General features: G+C 44.1%; 20 protein-coding genes and 1 other annotated feature. Of the genes, 16 read left to right on the top strand and 4 right to left on the bottom strand.

Going from position 1 to position 23058, the window contains the following annotated elements:
• Positions 1 to 121 precede the first annotated feature (121 nt).
• Positions 122 to 353, top strand: a binding site (T-box leader).
• Between the two features lie 230 nt (positions 354 to 583).
• The 5 genes from CES79_RS03750 to CES79_RS03730 all read left to right on the top strand — a co-directional run bounded on the left by CES79_RS03750 (position 584) and on the right by CES79_RS03730 (position 5236).
• Positions 584 to 1669 carry a glutathione S-transferase C-terminal domain-containing protein gene (locus tag CES79_RS03750; RefSeq protein ID WP_089136351.1) on the top strand — a complete coding sequence of 362 codons (1086 nt, stop codon included), beginning with the start codon at positions 584 to 586 and terminating at the stop codon, positions 1667 to 1669.
• A 105-nt stretch (positions 1670 to 1774) separates the two neighbouring features.
• Complete coding sequence (locus CES79_RS03745; protein WP_054656297.1) at positions 1775 to 2686, top strand: DUF1684 domain-containing protein; 912 nt, start codon at positions 1775 to 1777, stop codon at positions 2684 to 2686.
• Positions 2687 to 2754: 68 nt separating this feature from the next.
• Entirely contained in the window at positions 2755 to 3306 is a 552-nt protein-coding gene (locus CES79_RS03740; protein ID WP_089136350.1) for a GNAT family N-acetyltransferase, read from the top strand.
• Between the two features lie 29 nt (positions 3307 to 3335).
• Positions 3336 to 4130 carry a transporter substrate-binding domain-containing protein gene (locus CES79_RS03735; protein ID WP_089136349.1) on the top strand — a complete coding sequence of 265 codons (795 nt, stop codon included), beginning with the start codon at positions 3336 to 3338 and terminating at the stop codon, positions 4128 to 4130.
• 131 nt (positions 4131 to 4261) lie between these two features.
• Positions 4262 to 5236, top strand: a complete 975-nt coding sequence (locus tag CES79_RS03730; protein ID WP_089136348.1) for a DUF1684 domain-containing protein — start codon at positions 4262 to 4264, stop codon at positions 5234 to 5236.
• A 346-nt stretch (positions 5237 to 5582) separates the two neighbouring features.
• Here the strand turns inward: CES79_RS03730 and CES79_RS03725 are convergent, their stop codons facing one another.
• Entirely contained in the window at positions 5583 to 6527 is a 945-nt protein-coding gene (locus tag CES79_RS03725) for an aldo/keto reductase (RefSeq protein WP_089136347.1), read from the bottom strand.
• A 291-nt stretch (positions 6528 to 6818) separates the two neighbouring features.
• Between CES79_RS03725 and CES79_RS03720 the strand changes: the two genes are divergently transcribed.
• Complete coding sequence (locus tag CES79_RS03720; RefSeq protein WP_089136346.1) at positions 6819 to 8945, top strand: AAA family ATPase; 2127 nt, start codon at positions 6819 to 6821, stop codon at positions 8943 to 8945.
• A gap of 91 nt (positions 8946 to 9036) precedes the next feature.
• On the opposite strand, the gene CES79_RS03715 is transcribed toward CES79_RS03720, so the two are convergent.
• Entirely contained in the window at positions 9037 to 10182 is a 1146-nt protein-coding gene (locus CES79_RS03715; protein ID WP_159459455.1) for an MFS transporter, read from the bottom strand.
• 233 nt (positions 10183 to 10415) lie between these two features.
• Here CES79_RS03715 and CES79_RS03710 point away from each other — a divergent pair, with 233 nt between their 5' ends.
• On the top strand, positions 10416 to 12029 hold the full coding sequence (locus CES79_RS03710) for an FAD-dependent oxidoreductase (RefSeq protein ID WP_054656292.1): 1614 nt from the start codon (positions 10416 to 10418) through the stop codon (positions 12027 to 12029).
• A gap of 49 nt (positions 12030 to 12078) precedes the next feature.
• Here CES79_RS03710 and CES79_RS03705 read toward each other — a convergent pair whose 3' ends face one another.
• On the bottom strand, positions 12079 to 13191 hold the full coding sequence (locus CES79_RS03705; protein ID WP_089136344.1) for a YdcF family protein: 1113 nt from the start codon (positions 13189 to 13191) through the stop codon (positions 12079 to 12081).
• 207 nt (positions 13192 to 13398) lie between these two features.
• Between CES79_RS03705 and CES79_RS03700 the strand changes: the two genes are divergently transcribed.
• The 4 genes from CES79_RS03700 (at position 13399) to htpX (ending at position 17596) form a co-directional block, all read left to right on the top strand.
• Entirely contained in the window at positions 13399 to 14799 is a 1401-nt protein-coding gene (locus CES79_RS03700; RefSeq protein WP_054656291.1) for a DHA2 family efflux MFS transporter permease subunit, read from the top strand.
• A 153-nt stretch (positions 14800 to 14952) separates the two neighbouring features.
• The gene (locus CES79_RS03695; protein WP_089136426.1) at positions 14953 to 15990 is read left to right on the top strand and encodes a zinc-binding alcohol dehydrogenase family protein; all 1038 of its coding nucleotides are present in this window, start codon (positions 14953 to 14955) and stop codon (positions 15988 to 15990) included.
• Positions 15991 to 16110: 120 nt separating this feature from the next.
• Positions 16111 to 16674, top strand: a complete 564-nt coding sequence (locus CES79_RS03690) for a LemA family protein (protein WP_054656290.1) — start codon at positions 16111 to 16113, stop codon at positions 16672 to 16674.
• Between the two features lie 16 nt (positions 16675 to 16690).
• Entirely contained in the window at positions 16691 to 17596 is a 906-nt protein-coding gene (gene htpX / locus CES79_RS03685) for a zinc metalloprotease HtpX (RefSeq protein WP_089136342.1), read from the top strand.
• A 247-nt stretch (positions 17597 to 17843) separates the two neighbouring features.
• On the opposite strand, the gene CES79_RS03680 is transcribed toward htpX, so the two are convergent.
• Complete coding sequence (locus CES79_RS03680) at positions 17844 to 18335, bottom strand: winged helix DNA-binding protein (RefSeq protein WP_089136341.1); 492 nt, start codon at positions 18333 to 18335, stop codon at positions 17844 to 17846.
• 124 nt (positions 18336 to 18459) lie between these two features.
• Between CES79_RS03680 and CES79_RS03675 the strand changes: the two genes are divergently transcribed.
• From CES79_RS03675 to CES79_RS03655, 5 genes are all read left to right on the top strand, one after another.
• Positions 18460 to 19407 (top strand): quinone oxidoreductase family protein, encoded by a 948-nt coding sequence (locus CES79_RS03675; protein WP_054656288.1) that lies wholly within the window; start codon positions 18460 to 18462, stop codon positions 19405 to 19407.
• Between the two features lie 37 nt (positions 19408 to 19444).
• Positions 19445 to 19825, top strand: a complete 381-nt coding sequence (locus CES79_RS03670) for a hypothetical protein (RefSeq protein WP_054656287.1) — start codon at positions 19445 to 19447, stop codon at positions 19823 to 19825.
• A 116-nt stretch (positions 19826 to 19941) separates the two neighbouring features.
• Positions 19942 to 20865 carry an L-lactate dehydrogenase gene (locus CES79_RS03665; RefSeq protein ID WP_054656286.1) on the top strand — a complete coding sequence of 308 codons (924 nt, stop codon included), beginning with the start codon at positions 19942 to 19944 and terminating at the stop codon, positions 20863 to 20865.
• A gap of 133 nt (positions 20866 to 20998) precedes the next feature.
• The gene (locus CES79_RS03660) at positions 20999 to 22189 is read left to right on the top strand and encodes an MFS transporter (RefSeq protein WP_054656285.1); all 1191 of its coding nucleotides are present in this window, start codon (positions 20999 to 21001) and stop codon (positions 22187 to 22189) included.
• Between the two features lie 11 nt (positions 22190 to 22200).
• The gene (locus CES79_RS03655; RefSeq protein WP_089136340.1) at positions 22201 to 23052 is read left to right on the top strand and encodes a methyltransferase domain-containing protein; all 852 of its coding nucleotides are present in this window, start codon (positions 22201 to 22203) and stop codon (positions 23050 to 23052) included.
• Positions 23053 to 23058 lie beyond the last annotated feature (6 nt).

The following is a 23058-nucleotide window of genomic DNA, read 5'->3' as shown; positions in this document are numbered from 1 at the left end:
CTGTTATTTAAGCATAGGTTGAAGATATTGAATTTAATTTAATAATTTGTAAATAAGAAATTAATTAAAAACTATTGACAAACAAATGAGAAGTACTACTATGAGCATTAAATCTTAATAAAAACATCTTTTGGATAAGAAGAGTAGCTATTGTCGATTAATAAAAGAGAGTCTGTGTTGGTGAGATCAGATATCAATCAATTTAGCGAAGATGAGCTTTGATATAGAAGTACTTGGTGCAAGCCATGTATTCGGTAGGAACCGTTATTTTCCCAGATATTGATTTTAAAGTATCGTTGAGACATCTTAAGATGTGAAAGAGGGTGGTACCACGGTTAACAATCGTCCCTTACTGGTCATTAATGACGAGTAAGGTTCTCCGTGGACTATCACCTAAAACCCCTGCAGTCTATTAATGACTGCAGGGGCTTTTTGATTCATAAATATGTACGACAACCTGACAATACTCTGATTATTTTCGTCATTACTGCCTAGAGTTATGCATTAGGGTAATAACAATGTTTGAAATGAGACGGGTAGTCAAACAGTTTTATAAGTTATAAAAATTTGGGGAGGCTTTTAAATGACAAAAGAAGCAGCACTACGAGAAGAATTAAAAAAAATTGACGTTAATGAAAAGTTATCAGCATGTCCAATAGATTTTTCGCGTAGTAAGGTGGCTAATCCAAGGGCAGGACAACAGAGCAAAACGTACGTTAGTGGCACAGCCAAATCAAATTTTAATGATCGAAAAAAGTTTCAGCCATACCAAGAACCGCAATTTAATAACTTATTTACTGATGGTACTTTACCTGTTGAAGCTAATCGCTACCGACTCATTTGGTCGAGACATTGTCCATGGGCCAATCGATTGGCAATTGCAATCGACCTTCTTGGCCTAGATAATGTGATTTCAAAAGGTGTTGTTGATCCTCTACGGCCCGCGGGAGTTGTTGGAGATTGGTTCTTCACGTTAGATGATAACGATGAGGACCCAGTTCTTCACACTCATTCACTTTCAGAAAGCTATCTGAAAGCAGATCCTAATTATGATTTGAGAACAACGGTGCCTGCGTTAGTCGATATTAAAACAGGAAAGGTCGTTAACAACAACTACAACACATTGATTGATGAATTCAGTATTGCGTGGAAAAAGTATCAAAACGAAAACGCACCAGATTTATACCCTGAAGCATTGAGAGAAGATATTGATGCTTTGAATAAGATTATTTATACCGATGTGAATACAGCTGTGAATGAAGCAGGGTTAGCACGTTCACAAGCCGATTACGAAAAGTATTATAACCGGGTATTCAACCGACTTGATTGGCTAGAAGATCGTTTGTCGAAACAACGGTACTTGTTTGGATCAATCATCACGGATACAGATATCAGACTTTATGTGACTTTGGCAAGATTTGATGTCGTATTCTATCAAAAGTACTACGTGAATAAAAAGCGGTTAGTAGATTATCCTAATTTGTGGAACTACACAAAGGATCTTTATTCTTTGCCAGCATTTAAAAATAACACCGATTTTGATGCGATTAAAAAGCGATTCTATCAAGTTGACCATACCCCACAGTCTGATTTGCCACGAATCATTCCAAATGGACCAGATTTAAGTAACTGGACAGCACCAAATGATCGCGACAGATTTGAAAAATAAGATTGCGATTAAGTAGAAATATAGGGTAAATGGTCTAAATATGATTGAATCTCATTACAGTAAGTGACGGTTTGCGGATTATTTAAATTATAGGAGGTTGTCAGAATGCCAAATTTGCAGAGCTTAACAAAATTAACTGACCAAGAATACGAACAAAAATGGGAAAAATGGCATAAGAAACGCGAAGATGCGGTCAAAACACCATATGGTTGGCTGTCCCTTCGAAGTATTGATTGGCTTGAAGATGGTAAAAAAATCAAAATTGATGGTTTCCCAGGTCTTTGGGAACAAAATGGTAACGCGGTGACCTATTATCCTGAAAAAGGTAAAACAGTGACCAACCAGAAAGAAGACATCGTTGATCCAAAGGTTATCGTTGTGGAGAATGACGAAGACGTCAACGTTGAGGATTTTTATTATCATGATGTAAGAGCACAGTTGATCAAGCGTATAGGATCGACTAAAAAGTTTGCAGTTCGACAACGAGATCCTGAATCTAAGTTTAGAAAGAATTTTAATGGTTTCCCACATTTCAAGACAGATGAAGAATGGATATTACCAGCACGATATGAGCCACTTGAAAAGTGGTCTAATTTAACAACGAAAGCAGTTACCGCTGGGTTATCTCATAACGAAACACAAATTGGAAACTTATACTTTAAGTATCACGATGAAGAATATCGATTCGTTGTTTTTCAGAGTCATAATGATGATTCTGGTTGGATCAAAAAGGATCCTGAGACGGGCGAAACGCGTTATTTAAATAACCGGCAAAATACTGAAGGCATCGGTTTTATCCTCTTTAAGGATCAGAGTACCGGAAACCAAACTTATGGTGGTGGCAGAGTCTTAAAAATTGATATTTCTGACCCGAAAAACGTGACCTGTGTTGACTTTAACACTGCCTGTAATCAGCCGTGTGCATACAGCTATTTCTGCACATGCCCTTTTGCACCAGAAGAGAATATTTTACCGTTTGCAGTGACGGCAGGTGAAAAGACACCACATATTTACTAATGCTAACCCGTGTGAAATATGAATTAACGTTTAATCATCGTTATTCGCTAAACAGGAGGCATTAGAAATTGCAATTTAATAAAATTAAAAATTTGAATACAGCAGCACAGCTGACCACCATACTGCATAGAGCATACGAAGCAGATGTGAAATTAGGGATTCACTTTGCCGCAGCCGCTGTCACTGAGAAAAAAGTACGAGAACATATTGCAAGTACACCGACATTTGTTTTGCAAAAAGCGGATGGCACAATTGTCGCCACAACTTCTGTACGTCTGCCATGGTCTGATAACCCAGGTCCTTTTGCCCTGCCACATCTAGGCTGGGTTGCAACAAATCCGGACTATCAACAAAAAGGTTATGCAAAGCAGATCATCAATTGGGTGATCACCAACTATGTTAAGCCGGAGTTGCAGACTCCCGCTGTTACGATTGGAACCGCTGCAGATCATCCATGGCTGCTTTCATTTTATCAATCGCTTGGTTTTAAAACGATTGATATTATCCAGAAGCCAGATGGACTAAGAGCAGCCTATCTGATTTCAATTTTTGATAATCATCGTACAAAACTGATTAATGATACTTGTTTAAGAAGTGTTTTATCTAGTAAGAATTTATAAATTGAATTGAAAAGAGATGGAGGAAATTTATGAAGAAAATTTGGATTAGCATTGTTGGAGTCGTTGTTATCATTGGACTTATTTTTCTTGGCTTTACTCAATTGAACAAATCAACTGCAAGCGGCAGTTCAGATAAAAAAACAATTGCAATTGGAACAACGGGGGTTAGTTTCCCCAATTCATATAAAAAGGGTAGTAAATTAGTTGGCTTCGATGTTGATCTCACCAACCAAGCAGCAAAAAAATTGGGATATAAGGTTAAGTGGGTCACTGGTGAGTATGATAGTTTATTGGAAGGTTTAGACCAGGGGAAGATTGATACTGTCGCAAACGATGTTGCTATTACGCCGGAGAGAGCAAAGAAGTATTCATTTAGCACGCCATATAACGTTGAACAAACGGCAATTGCTGTGAATAAGGATTCATCTTACAAGACGATTCATGACTTAGATGGAAAGACAGTATCTACTGGAGCAGCATCAAACAATACTGACAATCTTAAGAATTATGATTCAAAAATCAAACTTAAAACATTTGATGCTCGTGATCAATTTTATGAAGCCTTGTTAGCCGGTCATGTTGATGGGGCAGTTGATACAAGGAATAATTTGGATGCCATTATTAAGTCTAAAGGTTACAACTGGCGAGTAGTTAGTGGTACGGCTGGAACAATCAAGATTGCTTTGCCATTTTCGAAGAATGCGCATGGGAAAAAATTGAACAAGAAATTTAGTAAGGAAATCACAAAGCTGAAGGATAATGGCACTATCAGCAAATTATCCAAAAAGTACTTTGGCTACGATGTAACAAAGTCCTTAAAATAATGGCGTTCACGGGTATGGCTTCACTACTTTTTCAGGGGGGGCAATGATGATTCGGACTTAACTAGCAAGAATCTTCATACGTGTATTGGCAAGATAATCTCTTTATAGGAAAATTGAATGGAGGAAAAAATATGTCAGAATATGAACAAGTACCAACATCAGTAGATCATGAATTTGGTGGGTCTCCAATTCCTAAAAGCCTATCATATCAAGAAATTCAGAGCTTAACAGAAGACGAGTATGAACAATTATGGCAGCAATGGCATAAAAAAAGGGAGAACAAATTAAGTTCGGAATATGGTTGGCTTTCATTACGGAGTATTGATTGGTTGAAGGATGGTAAAACGAAAATCATTAAAGGGTTCCCAGGTCAGTGGCGGCAAAACGGAAACACGGTGACCTATATCCCAGAAGCAGGTAAAAATGTCAGCAATCGGGGCCAAATTATTAGTGAACCAAAAGATATAATTGTTGATACAGAAGCGGATGTAAACGTTGAGGATTTTGATTATCAAGGCGTAAGGGCTCAACTGATCAAAAGAATTGGTAGCGGTGAACGAAAATTTGCGGTTAGACAAAGAGATCCCAAATCCGATACTAGACATGATTTTAAAGGCACAAAGTATTTTAAGCTCAGTAAAGATTGGATTCTGCCAGCACGATATGTTCCTTTAGACCATTGGGAAAACGTAACAACTAAGGCAGTACTGTCTGATTTATCTCACAAAGAAACAGCTATCGGTAATATTTATTTTACTTATGAATCTAAAGAATACAACTTAACCGTGTTTCAAGGGCATAATGATGATTCTGGTTGGACGCGAAAAGATCCTAAAACTAACAAAACAGTTTACTTAGATAATCGGCAAGAAACTGAGGGGACCGCAAATGTTTTATTTAAGGATTCAACGTCAGCTAAAGAAACTTATGGTGGTGGTAGATTATTGGTATTTGATATATCTCATCCAGAGAAGGTTGATTACATTGATTTCAATACTGCCAGTAATTTGCCTTGTTTCTTTACAGCATTTTGTACTTGCCCAGTATCTCCGAATGGAAACAGACTTCCCTTTGCAGTTAATGCTGGTGAAACTAGTGAACACTAATTATAAATTGAAGAATCAAAAATTATTATAGCTTAACCACGTAACTATGATTATTTGAAACTTCTAATGTAATGGCATCAGACAAAGTTTCGCTTCCTTATTAATCTGTAAAGTTCCGGAAAGTTGTGTGCAATCTTAGTTTCATTTTCAGTGAAAATAAAAAGTTCTGATATCAATCAATGAGAATCGATTGATATCAGAACTTTTTGTTTTAGTATGTGTCTGAAAGTATGGTGATGAAATACGTTTTAGTTCAGTTCTACGTTGCCTAAACGTGTTTCAGCCTCTAAATGCTCACCTACACACTCTTTAATCTGGATTCGTCCAACGACTTACCGCTCTTCATTTACTTAAAAGTTTCAAAAGCGTCATCAATTTGTTTAAATTCTTTATCGGTCAGTTCAACGGTCATTGCTTTAGCATTGGCAACAACTTGATCTGGTTTCTTGGCACCTGGAATGACCACGCTGATCAGTGGGTTTTTGATGTACCAAGCCAAAACCGTTTGCGCCACCGTGGCATCGTGAGCTTCAGCAATTGGCCGAACGGTATCAACCGCTTTTAGGATTTGGCTATACAGAGGTTCTTGGAAGATCGGCATTCCGCTACGGATATCATCCTTAGGGAAACTAACGTCATGTTGGTACTTGCCAGTTAACAGGCCGCTTGCCAATGGGAAGTAGGGCACGAAACTAATGTTGTTTTGTTTTAAGTATGGCAACGTTTCGGCACCCAAGTCTTGGTGAACCAGACTGAACTGATCTTCAACCACGTCAACGTAGCCGTCAGCGTTGGCTTCTTTGATCTGATCCAGACTGAAGTTTGAGACCCCAATGGCGCGAATCTTGCCTTGTTCACGCAAGCGCTCCAGGGCACCCACGGCTTCTGCTTTAGGAGTGTCTTTATCTGGGAAGTGCAGATAGTAAATATCAATGTAATCCGTACCCAAGCGTTTCAGACTGTTTTCAACCTGTTGCGTAATAAACTTCGGGTCGTTGCGGACAACTTCTTCACCCGTTGACATATCCTGAGCACCCTTAGTGGCAATGACCAACTTGTGGCGGTCGAAGTCTTTGATGGCTTGGCCCACTAACTCTTCAGAATGGCCCAGACCATAGACGTAAGCCGTATCCAGCAAAGTAATCCCGTTTTCGATTCCCGTTTTGACGATGTTTAAACCGTCATCGTCATTTAAATTAGGAAATAAATTATACCCACCGACAGCATTGGTCCCGAGGCCTAATGGTGTTGAGGTCACTTCTGATTTACCAATTTTAACTGTATTTGACATATTGAATCCTCCTTGTAAGCGTTTCACTACACGGGTTTATTATAACGAATGTGGGTACTAAAATAAATGAAAAATATTTTAGCACTCTACTTGCATGAGTGCTAAAAACGTGATACTATACAATTGTTGGCGGGGATAAAGGAACTATATCAGACGCGTGTTTGATATCATTTCGCTATCCGCCTCGACTGACTAGACTAACCAACTTAATAGCAATCAGCGAGGCACCGTCGACCAGACGGTGCCTTTGCGTTGCGCTTGGGTGTCAAATCACATGGAGGTGCATGAAATATGGCAAATAATTTTAACGATCCATTCTTCAATAACAATATGGATGATATGTTTAATAACCTTTTTCGACAGATGGGCAACGGTGAATCTGCCCGATATGAAGTTAACGGGCATGAATTAACGCCCGATGAATTCGCACAGTACCGTGCAACTGGCAAGTTACCGGATCGCCAACACGAAATTCCAGTCAACGATGCCGGTGACCACGCGGTTAAAAAGGGCGGTATTTTGGAAAAATTAGGGCGTAACCTGACCCAAGAAGCCCGCGATGGCTTACTTGATCCAGTTATCGGCCGGGATAAGGAAATTCAAGAGACTGCCGAGATCTTAAGTCGGCGGATCAAGAATAACCCGATCCTAGTTGGCGATGCTGGTGTCGGTAAAACGGCCGTAGTGGAAGGCTTAGCACAAGCGATTGCGGACGGTAAAGTTCCAGAAGCCGTTCAAGACAAGGAAATCTGGTCCATCGACCTGTCCTCACTGGAAGCCGGCACGCAGCTGCGGGGTTCATTTGAAGACAACATTAAAAACTTAGTTAAAGAAGTGAAGGCTGCCGGTAACGTGATCCTGTTCTTCGATGAAATTCATCAAATCTTAGGAATCGGTTCGACCGGTGGTGAAGACGGTGGCAAAGGGCTGGCTGACATCATTAAGCCATCACTTTCCCGTGGTGACATCACCGTGATCGGGGCCACGACTCAGGATGAATACCGGAACACCATTTTAAAGGATACGGCGTTAGCTCGTCGGTTCAACGATGTGACGATCAATGAACCATCACCAGAAACGACTTTGGCAATTCTTAAAGGGGTCAAAGGTCTCTACGAGAAGCATCATCACGTTACTTTACCGGAAGATGTTTTGAAAGCGGCTGTCGACTATTCCGTTCAATATATGCCGCAACGGACTTTACCGGATAAGGCCATCGATCTGATCGACATGACCGCGGCTCATTTGGCAGCTGGCAACGCTGGTACGGATGAAGCCAGTCTGAAAGAACAGTTAAAGACGGCAGAAAAGACGAAAGAAGACGCAGCCAAAGCTGAAGACTACGAAAAAGCAGCTAAAGCTAAGGAACAAGTCGATAAACTTCAAGCCCAAATCAAGAATACGGATGACAGCACCGAAAATAAGGTAGTTGCAACGCCTAACGATGTGGCCGAATCCGTTCAACGATTGACTGGGATTCCGGTTGCTAAGATGGGGACCAACGATATTCAACGTCTGAAGGGCGTGGCAAAACGGTTGAAGGCTAAAGTCATCGGTCAAGACGAAGCCGTGGACATGGTTGCCCGGGCCATTCGGCGGAACCGGGCTGGCTTTGACGAAGGCAACCGGCCAATCGGCAGCTTCCTGTTTGTCGGTCCTACCGGTGTTGGTAAGACGGAATTGGCGAAGCAGTTAGCTTTAGATATGTTTGGCAACAAGGATGCCATTATCCGGTTGGACATGAGTGAATATAGTGATCGCACCGCGGTTTCTAAATTAATTGGGACCAGTGCCGGTTACGTTGGTTACGAAGATAACGGCAACACTTTAACGGAACAGGTTCGTCGTAATCCGTACTCAATTGTTCTGCTGGATGAAATTGAAAAAGCTGATCCACAAGTCTTGACCCTGTTGCTGCAAGTCATGGATGATGGCCGGTTAACGGATGGCCAAGGGAACGTGGTCAACTTTAAGAACACCATCATCATTGCTACTTCTAACGCTGGCTTCGGTAATGAAGCCTTGACTGGTGATAAGGATAAGGACGAGAGCCTATCCGATCGTTTGGCACCTTACTTCAGACCAGAATTCTTGAACCGGTTCAATGGTATCGTGCAGTTTAGTCATTTGACTAAGGATGATCTGAGTCAAATTGTCGACCTGCTGTTGGACGATGTGAATAAGACATTGGCCAAGAAGGGGATTACTTTGACGGTATCAGATGATGCCAAGAACTGGTTGATGACGGAAGGCTATGATGAAGCCATGGGCGCACGTCCGCTTCGTCGGGTTATTGAACAGCAGATTAGAGATAAGGTTACCGACTTCTATCTGGATCACTTGGATGTTAAGCATTTACAAGCTGATTTGGTAGACGGCACGATTAAAATTAGTGAAAAAGCGGCGGTTACCGCCTAATCAGCATGGTGACTAACCTATTTACAGATTAAAGGACGTTCACCTATCAGCTACAAACTGATAGGTGAACGTCCTTTTTGTGTTGTCAGATTTACGCTTTTCGCCGCGCATAGAATAGCGTGAAGAATAAATAAGCAATGGTGAAATATAATATCACTTGAAACATGGTGGCGTAATTGCTAATATCAATCACTTTTCCCAGTAGATAAGCGCCGATCCCCATGCCGAAATCATAGCAGTTTAAAAATTGTCCGGTGGCTGATTCACGCCGCTCTTTACCAGCTGCTTTTAGGACCCACGACTGGACAGTAGGGAAGATCGCACCGTCCGCTGCCCCAAAGAAAACGCCGGCTAAAATCAGCTGCCATTGACTATGCAGTGTACAGATGAGGATAAAACTAATAATCAGGCCGATCACGCTTGGCAGCAGTACGAAAAATGGTCCCCGCTGATCAAAGAGATTTCCCACGATTGGCCGTAAAGCAACACCCACAATGGCGGCGGTAAAGAAGAACCAGGCAGTACCGTGAACGTGGCGGATTTCTGCAAATAGTGCAATGTAGGACAGCACCCCGCTTTGAATCAAACCCAGACAAAAGATCAGCAGCGATTGGGGCAAAAAATCCTTTTGAATACCAGCTAGCCGCGTTTTCTTAGTGGCGACAACCGGTTTAACCTTAGGCTTGATAAAGGCCAGCATGCCCATTGCCAGTATTAAAATGAGAATGCAGGTCAGAAAGAAAGCGTTAAAGGAGATCTTTTGAGCAATTGGTAAGGCTACTAGGGGCGCTATGGAAGCAGAAAACATACTGCTGATACCAAAATAGCCAATACCTTCACCCATGCGATTTAACGGCAGTTCATCGGCAGCAGCGGTGGCAAAGTAAGTGGTTCCCAGGCCGTGGCCGATACCATTTAATAACCGGAAGGCAATCAGTGGGGCAAAGGCGGTGAACAACGGATAGCAGACGGATGCTGCCAGATAGAGTAAGACGCCAGCTATCAGCAGGGTCTTTTTTTTAAAATAGTGTAATAACCGGTCTGAAAAGAGCCGTACCACCATTGCCGCAAACATGATTGCTCCAACGAAGAGGCCAATCTGCGAGGCACTCATTCCCAGTGATTTCCCGTAAAGTGGCAAAACGGGAACCTGCATGTTGTATACCATGAAAAGTAAGGCATCGCCAGCCATCAGCAGAATAAAGTTTTTCGACCAAATTGAGCGTTTTGAAGCCATTAAAAACATCCTTCCCAGGCAAAAAGCCAGCCAAAATTATTGCTAATCTTGTCTGGCTTCTGCCGTCCGATTTTCATCTTATCTCGTCATACGACGCTCCGAATTAGTAACTTAAAACTACCGAAAACTACTAGAGTTGTCAAGCGCAGCAGAGGGCTTATCGCTTGCGTATCAATGGCTGAACCAGTATGCTGAGTTCAATGAAAACGCTTATTTGAAATGGAGGCTGTGTTATGAAAGTCATCGTCATTGGTGGAATCGCTGGTGGGCCATCATTTGCCACCCGATTTCGGCGTTTAAATGAACAAAATGAGATCATTATCCTGGAACGTGGCGAACATATCTCAATTGCCAGTTGTGCCTTACCTTACTATCTAGGTGGTGTTATTACCGACCGTGATTCACTGATTGAACGCACCCCGGAAATTTTAAAACAGAAAAATAATATTGATGTGCGGGTGCGTCATGAAGTCACCGCGATTGATCCAGAGCGTCATGTTTTGAACGTGACCAATTTGGAGACTGACCAGCAGTACGAAGAAAGTTACGACAAGTTAGTGCTTGCAACTGGTGCCCGACCAGTTTTACCGGGGATCAAAGGAATCGAACAGGCAATTAACACGTTTACGTTGCGTAGCCTGGCGGATGGCGATCGCATCAAGCAGTTTATTCAATCCGAATCACCTAAGCGCGTGACGATTCTGGGTGCCGGTGCAGCTGGCGTGGAACTCTCCGAAAATCTTCAGCGTTTAGGGCTATCAGTGACGTTACTAGATCAGGCAGATCAGGTGATGCAGCCCTATGATCCTGAACTGACCGGCTTTCTAAAGGACGAACTGGTTAACAATGGGGTCGATGTTCAACTGGGTGAGACTATCGATTCAGTTGAAGAGCATGGCCACCAGCTGCATTTGTCGGATGGTAGCGTGCTGACCACGGATATGCTGCTAGTGGTCACCGGCGTCACACCCAATAGTGAACTGGCGGAAAATGCGGGTCTTAAATTGTCCGCGGACCGCCACATTGTCGTGGATGATCAATTAGCGACTTCAGTTCCTGATATTTATGCTATTGGTGACGTGATTGAAACGACTAGTCGAATCACTGGACTACCAATTCCCAGTCTGCTCTCCAGTGCCGCTAATCGTCAGGGGCATTTATTAGCGGATATCTTGAACGGTGAGCCGCTGCGTTACCCTGGATTTGTCGGCGTCAGTGCAGCTAAAGTCTTCAACTACACCGCCAGCATGGTGGGTTATTCAGAACAAACGTTACAGGCAGCGGGTGTCACTAATTATGCTAGTCTGTTCATCACGCCGTTTGACCATGCCTACTTCTATCCCAATGCCAAACGGTTAAATATCAAGCTCCTGTATGAACCAGACACTGGGAAAATCTTGGGTGGCCAATTCGTCGGTGAAAATGGGGTGGATAAACGCGCCGGTGAACTGTCGGCTGCCATTGCCGGCGGTCTCACAATCGATGAGCTGCCAAGCATTGAATTGCCGTATTCGCCGCCATACTCAGCACCGCGAGATCCGTTAAATATGGCGGGTTACGTGGGCATTAACCAGCGACAGCAGGCCAACCAAACGGTGCATTACAGTGATTTATCGGTGACTGACCGGAACGCTGGCATTTTCCTGGATATTCATGAAGCTGGCAAATCCGCCAGTGGGACGATTCCATCAGACTTAGCCATTCCGTTGACTGAACTGCGGGATCGGTTAAATGAAATTCCAACGGATAAAACCGTTTATATTCTGTATCGAAAGGGACTCGGCCCTTACAATGCCACTCGGATATTAATGGGTAATGGCTACCAAGTAAAAATCGTTGTTGAGTAAAACCAAAACAGACCGCAATGGAAATTTCCACTGCGGTCTGTTTTTAGTTTTAGAGATTGTCCAGGAATCCTTGAATAGCTCGAATTAAATCAGCAATCCAAGCTGAATGTAAGTTTAAGATCACTAAGAACAATGAGAACAGAAACATCAGTCCAACCATGATCAAATGTAATTTCCGTTGTCGCATGACTAACGCAATATATTCGCGCATCACGGCGTTTGGCAGGAAGAACCCCGCCGTTTTAGACCCAATTCCAGCAGCTTTTAATCCAGCCGAACGGGCAACAACAGCCGCCCGGAAAGTATGGTAGTTGTTGGTCACAAAAAGGGTTTTCGGCTTAGTAATGCGTGATGCATCAATGATTTTCTTAGAAAACAGCATGTTTTCGTAAGTGGTTTTGGACTGTGTTTCAGCAAGCGCATCGTTGACGGCGACACCATGCGCAATTGCGTACTGGCGCATGGCTTCACCCTCCGGAACGGTTTCATCGCCGCCTTGACCGCCCGAAAAGATCATTTTGGGTGCGTGACCGGTTTTTTGCAGTTGCCGTTGGTAAAATTGAATGCCTTTATCGATCCGCTGTCCCAGCAGCGGGGTGACCTGATCGCCATTCATCAATCCCGCGCCCAGCACAATGATGAAGTTCTTATTATGACGTGGCCAATAAGCCTGATATAGCGCTAATACGGTGAGGTAGTTATAAAACCAGAAGACCATGTATAAAATACAAAGAACTGGAAAAGTAATGAGCAGATCCGCCCAAAAGACGGGTAAATGCGTCTTGATCAAACTGATGATAAACGGCAGTAAAATGATTCCGATACCCAGATATAGCGTCAGTGAATTGGCCAGCGAATGGCTCTCCCGCCGCCTGACGATGGCTGCGTTCCACAGCAGCAAAATGGCTTGTAAGGCAAAGACCAGTCCAATGCAGAATAGAACGAACAGGAATAAAAGGCCCACCGGATAAATAATGGCGTTGTTGTCCGTATTGAGAATGGTAATCGCCAGTGTCAGCCAAAAGCTGTAAAAAAAGAGGTTGAACCAGATGCCATTTCGTAACCAGGTCCGATTAAAACTGTAGCTGATCCCAAAGACAGCCAAAAAGAATGCAGTGAACACCCAGCCAACCCGAACATAAACTAAATAATCGCCTTGCAATGAAAATGCCTCCCCCTTAAATGACTAACTAAATTATACTCTAAAGAGTGCCAATCCTGGTTTCAATGCTTGATGCTTTGGCTTTTTTAGCCGGAAACGCCTATACTAAATAGGTTTGATAATGATGTTCACTAAACTAACATGAGTTATCATAGTTAAGACAACCTATTTTACTAAATTATCTATTTAAGAGAGAGGATCCTTACTTTGTCAAATCAAGCCATTCCTAAAAAGACAATTCTGGCCATCATTGGTGCTGGATTACTGGCTTTTTGCGGTGTTTTGACTGAAACATCGATGAACGTCACGTTTCCAACGCTGATGAAGCAGTTTAGTCTGTCCATGAGTGTGGTGCAATGGCTTTCAACGGGCTATTTATTATTGGTTTCACTGACGATGGCGACATCAGCCTTCGTCCAGCGGCGCTTTAAGATTCGCAGTATTTTTATTTTTGCCGGAGTGGCCTTTATTGTGGGTAGCTTTGTGTGCGGCTTAGCACCCAACTTCATTGGGTTACTGATCGGTCGTTTGATTCAGGCCGTTGCTACGGGATATGCGATTCCGTTGTTGTTTGCAATTATTTTGCAGCAGATCCCGGTTGCCCGGTTAGGTGTGTTCATGGGCATCGGCGGCATGACGGTTGGCGTGGCACCGTCGCTTGGCCCAACTTATGGTGGCATGAACACCTTTCTGTTCAGCTGGCGGGAAATCTTCTGGTTTATCTTGCCAATCGTTGTGATTGCCGTTTTACTGGGAGCTTTCACGATTCCGCAGAAGATGAAGACCCGTCGCGATGCGTTCGATTTTCTGGGTCTGATACTACTAGGTATTTCCTTTTTCCTGATTGCTGAAGGGTTCACGGAAGCCGGTAATTATGGCTGGCTCAGTCTTCAGTTCTGGGGTTTCTTGATCGCTGGTATCGTGGTAATCGGATTATTTGTTTACCACTCATTTCATTCAGAACGTGACTTGCTGGACCTGTCGATCTTTAAGTCACCAACATTCGTTTTGAGCATTATGCCTTACTTCTTAATCCAGTTGATGAACATCGGGATCTCATACTTGCTGCCAAATTACAGCCAGCTGGTATTCGGTGCGAATTCACTGGTCGCTGGTTCGGCAATCCTGTTAGGCAGTCTGGTTTCTGGCATTGTGCAGCCAATGAGTGGCCGGCTGTTAGATTCACACGGTGCGGGCTATCCGATTCGTTTTGGGATCACGCTGATCGTGATTTCGATGGTCCTGTTTGCCATCTTTGGTCTGCATTTGACGATTCCGCTGATTATATTCTTCTACCTGATTTTTGGTCTCGGCTTCGGGTTTAGTTTTGGCAACGTCATGACCAATGGGATCAAGCAGGTCGATGGTAAATTGCAGCAGGACGCTAACGCAGCCTTTAACACCAGCCAGCAATATGCTGGTTCGATTGGGACCGCCATTATGGCCGCCATTTTAACCAGCAGTCAGCATAGCAATTCGCATTTATCGCAGGCGGCACTGTCAGCTCGCGGTGGTGCACATGATTTTATCCTGCTAGCAGTTTTAGCGGTGACTGCGTTCATCTTAATTTTGATTAATTTCCAGAAACAAGCTAAGGCAGCGCAGTAGATATCATTCAGTTGAATTCGATAACGAAAGGTCACTGGCAATTTGTCAGTGACCTTTTAAGTTTCTCTCAAAGTAATCCAAAGCATATTGCTTGCAGTTAAACTTTAAAAAGTTACCATAAAATTAAGTAGGGGGGTAGTAGGTATGGAAACAATGCGCGCAATTGGGTTTGATCGACACCTACCGATTACAGAAAATAGGAGTTTGCTAGACATTACCGTGCCGGTTCCCACGATGAAGCCACATGATCTGCTGGTGAAAGTGGCAGCGGTTTCCGTGAATCCCGCTGATGTTTGGGACCGGGGTGCCAGCGAAGAATTGCTGGACGAGTCCAAAATCATTGGCTGGGACGCGGTCGGTGTGGTGGTCGATCATGGCAGTGACGTCACGTTATTTAAGACTGGCGAACGGGTCTTTTACGCCGGTTCCTTCATTAGACAAGGCAGTGATGCGCAATACCAAGTGGTCGATGAACGCATCGTGGGCCACGCGCCAACCAGTTTGGCGGATGACGCAGCGGCCGCAATGCCGTTGACCAGTTTGACGGCTTATGAAGCCTTATTTGAACAGCTACAGATTCCGTTTGATTCTGATAAACCGGTGGCGGCTAATCACAATAAGACGATTTTGATCATCAATGGTGCTGGCGGTGTTGGCTCCGTTGCGACCCAACTTGCTAAGCTAGCTGGGCTCAAAGTGATTGCCACTGCTTCGCGGCCAGAAACCACTGATTGGACCAAGGCACACGGAACCGATTGCGTGGTTAACCACCGCCTTGATCTGATTACCGAAGTCCGTAAACTGGGGATCCAGTACGTGGATTACATTTTGGGTTTAAATGATATTGATGGTCATTGGGACGAGATGTGCGAGCTGATCAAACCAGGTGGCCGGATGGCATCAGTTACTGAAAATCACGAGCCCATCAATTTGAGAAAAATGAGTCGTAAACGCGGCACCTTTGCCTGGGAATGGATGTTTTCTAAGTCGTATTACCAGACCGCTGATATGGTGACGCAGCACGAGATATTGGATCGGGTAGCACAGCTGATCGATACCAATGAACTGGTTTCCACAAAGACTAAAACGTTATCGCCAATCAACGCTGAAAATTTAAAAAAGGCACACCAGATGGTTGAGCAGGGTCACATGATCGGTAAGGTCGTGCTGCAAGGCTGGCCTAATAATTGAATGGACAAATGACTCGGTGAGCAGCTGAGTCATTTTTGATATCAAGTTGTAATTAGGTGATTACCCGCTGAACTGGTAAAATGGACTTAACTTAAAGCTAGTCGAAACGGAGGAATAAATATGATTGCATGGATCATCGCAGCAGTGGTCGTTGTTATTTTGATTATCATTTATATCAGCGCCTATAACGGTTTGATCAAGGGCCGGACCTACGTCCAAGAATCATGGAGTCAAATTGACGTTCAATTAAAGCGTCGTAACGATTTGATTCCTAACTTAATTGAAACGGTTAAGGGGTACAGTCATTACGAACAAAGCACCCTTCAAAAAGTGGTGGGATTAAGAAATCAGCTGGTAAATAGTTCCGGTGACGACCATCAAAAAACGATGGCGGTTTCTGATCAATTGAGTAATTCATTGAAGAGTATTTTTGCGGTGGCAGAAGCCTATCCTGATTTAAAGGCCGATAAAGAATACACGAAGCTAATGGAAGAACTGACGAATACTGAAAATAAGATTGCCTATTCACGGCAGCTATATAACTCAAGTGTTGCCAGCTTTAACTTGAAGATTCAGTCGTTTCCAAGTAACATTGTGGCTTCCATTCACCACTTTAAGATCAGTGAATACCTACAGGTTCCCGAAGAAGAAAAACAAGCACCAAAGGTTTCTTTTGATAAGTAAGCGAGGATGACGATAGATGCTATACGAACAAATTGCGCGGAATAAACGGCGCACAGTCTATGTCCTCACCGGGTTCGTCATCTTAGTACTGGCGATTGGAGCAGCTATTGGGTATGTCTTCTTTGATAGTTACGTGGGCGGACTCATCTTAGCTCTGGTATTTGCGGGTGTGTACGCCGCCATCATGATCGGCAATTCAACCAGTATTGTGATGTCGATGAACCATGGTCACGAAATTACCAAAGAAGAGCAGGCACCGGAACTCTGGCACATTATTGAAGATATGGCGATGGTGGCGCGGGTGCCGATGCCGCGAGTCTTTATCATTGATGATCCCAGCCCCAATGCGTTTGCTACGGGCAATAATCCGCAGCACGCCGCGGTGGCAGCCACGTCTGGCATAATGGAGCGACTCAACCGTGAGGAACTGGAAGGGGTTATGGGCCATGAAATGACCCACGTGCGCAACTACGATATCCGGCTGCAGACGATTGCGCTGGCTTTGGCAGCGGCAATTACCGGTATGGTCAATCTAGCAGGTAATTTCTTCTGGTGGGGCGGTGGCAGTAATCGCCGGCGCGACAATGATAATGATAGCGGCAACGTTTTGCAGATCGTGATGCTGATCGTTTCAATCCTGCTGGTGATTTTAGGCCCCATTGCGGCAACCTTGGCGCAGATGGCGCTGTCGCGTAACCGCGAGTATTTGGCGGATGCCGGCAGTGTGGAGCTGACGCGTAATCCCCAAGGTTTGATCTCGGCGCTACAAAAAATTTCCACTGCGGAACCGATGAAAGAGGCGGATCCTAGCAGTGCGTCACTGTATATTTCGGATCCAATGAAAAAGAAAAAATCGTTGACCCACCTGTTTGATACCCATCCGCCGATGGATGAGCGGATTGATAGGTTGGAAAAGATGTAGAGTGTGACAAGTGGCGTTTTGCCCCAGAGTATAAGACGAAAAAATGATGATACTCCAGTTGAACTTTGACTGGGGTATCATCATTTTTTTGACTTATACGGCCGGGGCATGCCACTTGGAGCACGTTTCAGCTAGGTAAAATTTGAAAAGTATCCCAGTCGAACTGTGACTGGTCACCTGTTTTTTTGACTTATACGGCCGGGGCAAGCCACTTGGAGCACGTTTTGGCTAGATAGCCTAAACAGCCTCAATCCAACCGAACCTCACCTACAGCTTTCAAAACCGCCAGCACCGTTGCCAAATCAGCCTCAGAAAACTGTGCCAGCGCTGCCGCATACAGTTTGCGTTCCTTAACGTGCAGCTGATCATGCAGGTCTGCCAGTATTGCACCCGTAGCCGTAATCCTAAGATTATAGGCTTTTTTATTATCCGGTAGGGTCACTTTGGTCAGTAAATCAGCCTTGAGTAATTTAGTAATGTAGCGCGACAGCATTCCCTGTGAGAAGGTGACTTGGGTGGTCAAAGTCTTATATGGCAGTTCCGTTTTCTGATTAACGAGGCTGAGAATCTCAACTTCTGAGTGATTGAAACGGTTCTTTTTAAGGACCAGCAGTTGCTCATCAGTTAATCGCGGATCGTTGATCATTTCTGTTTCGAGGACGTGATGAAAATCTTTACGGTGATCTTCAATGCTTGAAATCGCCTGTCTTAAGGCAATTACAGTTTGTTCAGTCGTCATATTTAAGTAGCCTCCAAAAAAATATTACTAGTAATCTATTTACATTACTGGTAATTGATTGTATACTCATTTTACATTACCGGTAATTAAAATTCAAATTAAACTTAAAAAGGGGTCATTAACGATGAAAGCAGCAGTTGTAACAGATTTTAAACAGGTACCCGTATTTCAAGAAGTTGTCTTACCAGAACCAAATAATAATGAAGTGAAGGTGCGGGTATTAGCCGCCAGTGTTAACCAGCGGGTGCTGGCGCAAGCGGATGGCAGTCACTATACTAGTGATCAAAAATTACCACTAATTCCGGGTGTAGATGGTGTTGGTGAAACGGCGGCTGGTCAAAAAGTCTACTTTGTCGCTACCCATCCAGGCTTTGGGGCATTGGCAGAAGAAACCGTTGTTGATCAGCGACTTGTTTTACCGTTGAACGGTGATACTGATCCAGTCGTGGTAGCGGCTACCGTTAACCCAGCGTTGTCCTCGTACATGGCAATCAAAGGCCGACTTGGTGTCGATGCCATTCGAGGTAAGAAAGTTATGATTCTCGGGGCTACCGGCAATGCGGGTAAATTAGCGATTACGATCAGCCGTCATTTTGGTGCCCAGACGATTATCGCGGTTGGCCGGAATGAAAAGGTGTTAGCGGAGACTAAAACCATTGGTGCAGATCAAACCATTAATTTGCAGGCCACGGATTTAAAGGCCCAGTTGGCAACGGTTAGCGATGTTGATGTTGTATTAGACTATCTCTGGGGTGATGTAACTAAACGGGTCATAGTGGGAATCATCACCCAACGCGCAGACCATAGCCAGTCATTAAAGTGGGTTGAAATCGGGTCACTAGCCAGTGCCGATTTTAACCTTCCAAGTGCAGCGCTTCGCAGTACCAATTTGACGTTACTTGGTAGCGGACAGGGATCACTTTCGCGGTTGACCATGTTAAAACTCATGCCAGAACTTTTAAAATTAATAACGGCTGGTACGTTACAGGTACCGGTAACCGGGTTATCACTCAGCACGGTTCACGAAAACTGGCCGGTGCAGACCACTAACCGGATTGTTTTTATCCCATAATCCGGTAAAATGAAGCCAATAGTGGAGGGTGGTCATAATGAAGCAGCAAAGTTCAGTGCAGCTGGTGGGCTGGATCGTGTGGTGGCTTGAAAACGTCCTAATTATTGGCGGCATGATTGTCATGGGGATTACCAGATTATTTACGGTTAACTTGACCGGTACTATGATCGGCGGCGGTATGATGATGGGGCCGAGCCATTGGATGGTTGGGCTTGGCATGCTGGCTGGAATTGCAGTTTTAATTTGGAAAATCATTCTGCAAGTCGTTGCCTACTATGCCATTCAGCGGCTAAATGACGTTGAGAATCTCACTTGGCCAATCGTTTTAATCGTACTCGGATTTTTAGGTGCCAGTGCGTATCTTATCCCTGGTATCTGGGGAATTATTGTTTATTACCAACAAAATAATCACCGTTAAAACGGCTTTTAGTGACTACCTATGAGGTGGTCATTTTTATATCGCAACTTTTAATTAAAAATGGTAGTATAATAACAATACCATTAACAAATAATTAGAAAATAGAGGTGCTTAACATGACTCGAAAAATTGGTATTATCGGTATGGGAAATGTCGGTGCGGCTGCTGCGCACTATATTGTAGCCAGCGGTTTCGCTGATGACTTAGTTTTAATTGATCTACGTGAGGATAAAGTGAAAGCCGATGCCTTAGATTTTGAAGATGCAATGCCTAATTTGCCAGTACATACGAATATTGTTGTGAACGATTATTCAGCATTAGCGGATGCTGATGTGATTATCTCTGCCGTTGGGAACATTAAATTGCAGGATAACCCGAATGACGATCGCTTTGCGGAACTGCCATTTACCAGCGAGGCCGCTAAGAAGGTCGGTGCCCAGATCAAAGCATCCGGTTTCCATGGCAAGCTGGTCGTGATCACTAACCCAGTGGATGTGATCACCTCTATTTATCAAGAAGTCACTGGTCTGCCTAAAAATCATGTCATTGGAACTGGAACGTTACTGGATTCTGCCCGTATGAAGCGTGCCGTGGCTGCTGAATTAAACATTGATTCACGGTCGGTAGTCGGCTACAACTTAGGCGAACACGGTAACTCACAGTTTACGGCTTGGTCCACGGTTCGCGTGTTAGGCAAGCCAATTACTGAAATTGCCAAGGAAAAGCACCTTGACCTCGATGAATTAGACCACCAAGCAAAGGTCGGCGGCTACACCGTGTTCCACGCTAAAAAGTACACCAACTACGGGGTTTCAACCGCTGCGGTTCACCTGGCTAACACGATTTTATCTGGTGCTGAGACGGAATTACCAGTCTCCAATTACCGTGAAGAATACGGGACTTACCTCTCGTATCCAGCGATTGTTGGTCGTGATGGCGTGCAGGAACAATTACAGTTGAACTTAACTGAAAATGAACTTAAAAAGCTGCAGATCTCAGCGGATTATATCAAGACGAAATTTGCTGAAAGTACTAAATAAAGGTTAATTTAAAAACAGCGGTTGATTTGCTTAAAAATCGACCGCTGTTTTTATGGTTATATCAGTAGAGATATAGCAAGAAACCTGATATACTAAAACACTTGTGACCAAAAACGACGTGGGGGGTATTGGTATGTCAGCAAAAGTGAAACGTGCCATCTTGATTTTAATTCTGAGTGAATTCTTGGTTTGTCTGGGTATCGGGCTGGTAATTCCAGTAATGCCCTTTTTAAAGACGCAATTACACCTGTCGGCCTTTGATATGGGAGTCATGACGGCCTTATTTGCTTTTGCTCAATTCATTGCCTCGCCCATTATTGGTCGAATCTCTGATCAAGTGGGGCGGAAGCCGATTATTGCGATTGGCCTTGCACTCTACGCGGTTTCTGAAATTCTATTTGCGCTGACTAATTATCTGTCGATGTTTGATGTTTCTCGCGTGATCGGCGGTATTTCGGCTGCCATGGTCACGCCAACTGGGATGGCGCTGGCGGCTGACATTACCACTAAGCGGCAACGAGCCAAAGTCATTGGCTGGCTGTCGGCGGCCTTTAGTGGTGGACTCATATTAGGCCCCGGGATTGGTGGCCTGCTAGCTGGTATCAGTTATAAAACCCCGTTTTGGTTTGCGGGTGGCTTGGGACTGATCAGCACGATTGCTCTGCTGATCCTATTGCCTAAGGACGCGGAAGTTGAAGAACCCAATCACGACGTGGCTCAGTTGCAAAAAGACATGAGCGATATGAAGGGGAACTGGCATGATCTGATGATCAAACCAGTGATCTTATTATTCGTCTTGATTCTAGTTTCTTCATTTGGCCTGCAGGGATTCGAGAGTATTTACAGTCTGTTTGTGAACGAAGTTTTCCATTTCAGCATCGCCAACATTGCGCTGGTACTGACGTTAAATGGCTTGATCTCGCTGTTCTTTCAAGTCCTGTTATTTGACCGGCTGGTGGTTGCCTTTCAGGAAACTAAATTGATTCGCCTCTGCTTTCTCTTTGCCTTTGCTGGTACCGTTTGGATTATTTTTGCACACTCCAAGATCGAGGTCATCATCGCCACGCTGTTTGTTTTCACGGCCTTTGACCTGTTGCGGCCAGCGATTACGACGTTACTGACGAAGTTAAGCGCTAAGAACCAGGGCTTGATCAACGGGCTGAACATGTCATTGACCAGTGTTGGTAACGTGATTGGCCCCTTGATGTCCGGTGCTCTGTTAGATATGAATACCCATTACCCGTACGTGGTCGTGGCTGGCTTCCTAGCCATCTCGTATTTACTGGCGTTTGCTGTTAAAATTAAACCAAAACACATTGCGTAATGGAGGTCATCGTGAAAAAGACAGAGTTAACGAGTCAATTTGTAGCTCAGCATCAGCAGCAGTTTCAGTGTCCCGTTTGTGGTGGTGGGATTACTGCTGTGACTGATGCAACGGTTCAATGCAAAAACGGCCATAGTTTTGATATTTCCAAAAAGGGCACGTTGTTTATGATCAACGCGCCGGTAAAAACTGAATATACGGATGAAATGCTACGTTATCGACGGCAGATGCTGACGGCTGGATTTTTTGAACCGATGTTACAGGCAGTCGTTCAGCAAATCCGTCATGGTGGGTTAGTACTTGATGCCGGCTGTGGTGAAGGCACGACGACTAAGTGGTTAGCCCAGCAAAATGCTAACGACGCCTACGTTGGGCTGGATATTTCAAAACCCGCCATCAATATCGCAGGCTCTGGTGTGGTCAATGAGCCGCAGCCACTGTTCATGGTAGGGGATCTGGCCCAGCTGCCGTTCGCAGATCAACAAGTTACTACTATTGTCAATATTTTATCGCCGGCGAATTACCAAGAATTTGACCGGGTTTTACAATCCGGTGGTAAGCTGATTAAAGTTATTCCTAATCATGAGTATTTGAAAGAGTTGCGAGCACTTGTCTATCCAGAAGGACAGCATGCAACTTATGATAATACACCAGTGAAGTCACACTTTATTGAACATTACGGTCACGTGGACTTTACACCAGTCCATTATGAATTCAAATTGACCCCGGAATTGTTTAAGGCACTGTTTGAAATGACCCCGTTGACCTGGCAAGCTGCCGGGCGTAAAGACGATATTCTTGAACAAGGACTGACTAAGATCACGGCTGACTTTGAAGTTGGCGTGGTGACTAAAAAGGCTTAAACAACT

Source organism: Secundilactobacillus silagei JCM 19001, from assembly GCF_002217945.1.
GTDB lineage: Bacteria > Bacillota > Bacilli > Lactobacillales > Lactobacillaceae > Secundilactobacillus > Secundilactobacillus silagei.
Note: the sequence above shows the minus strand (reverse complement) of the source record. Positions and strands in the feature narration are given on the sequence as shown.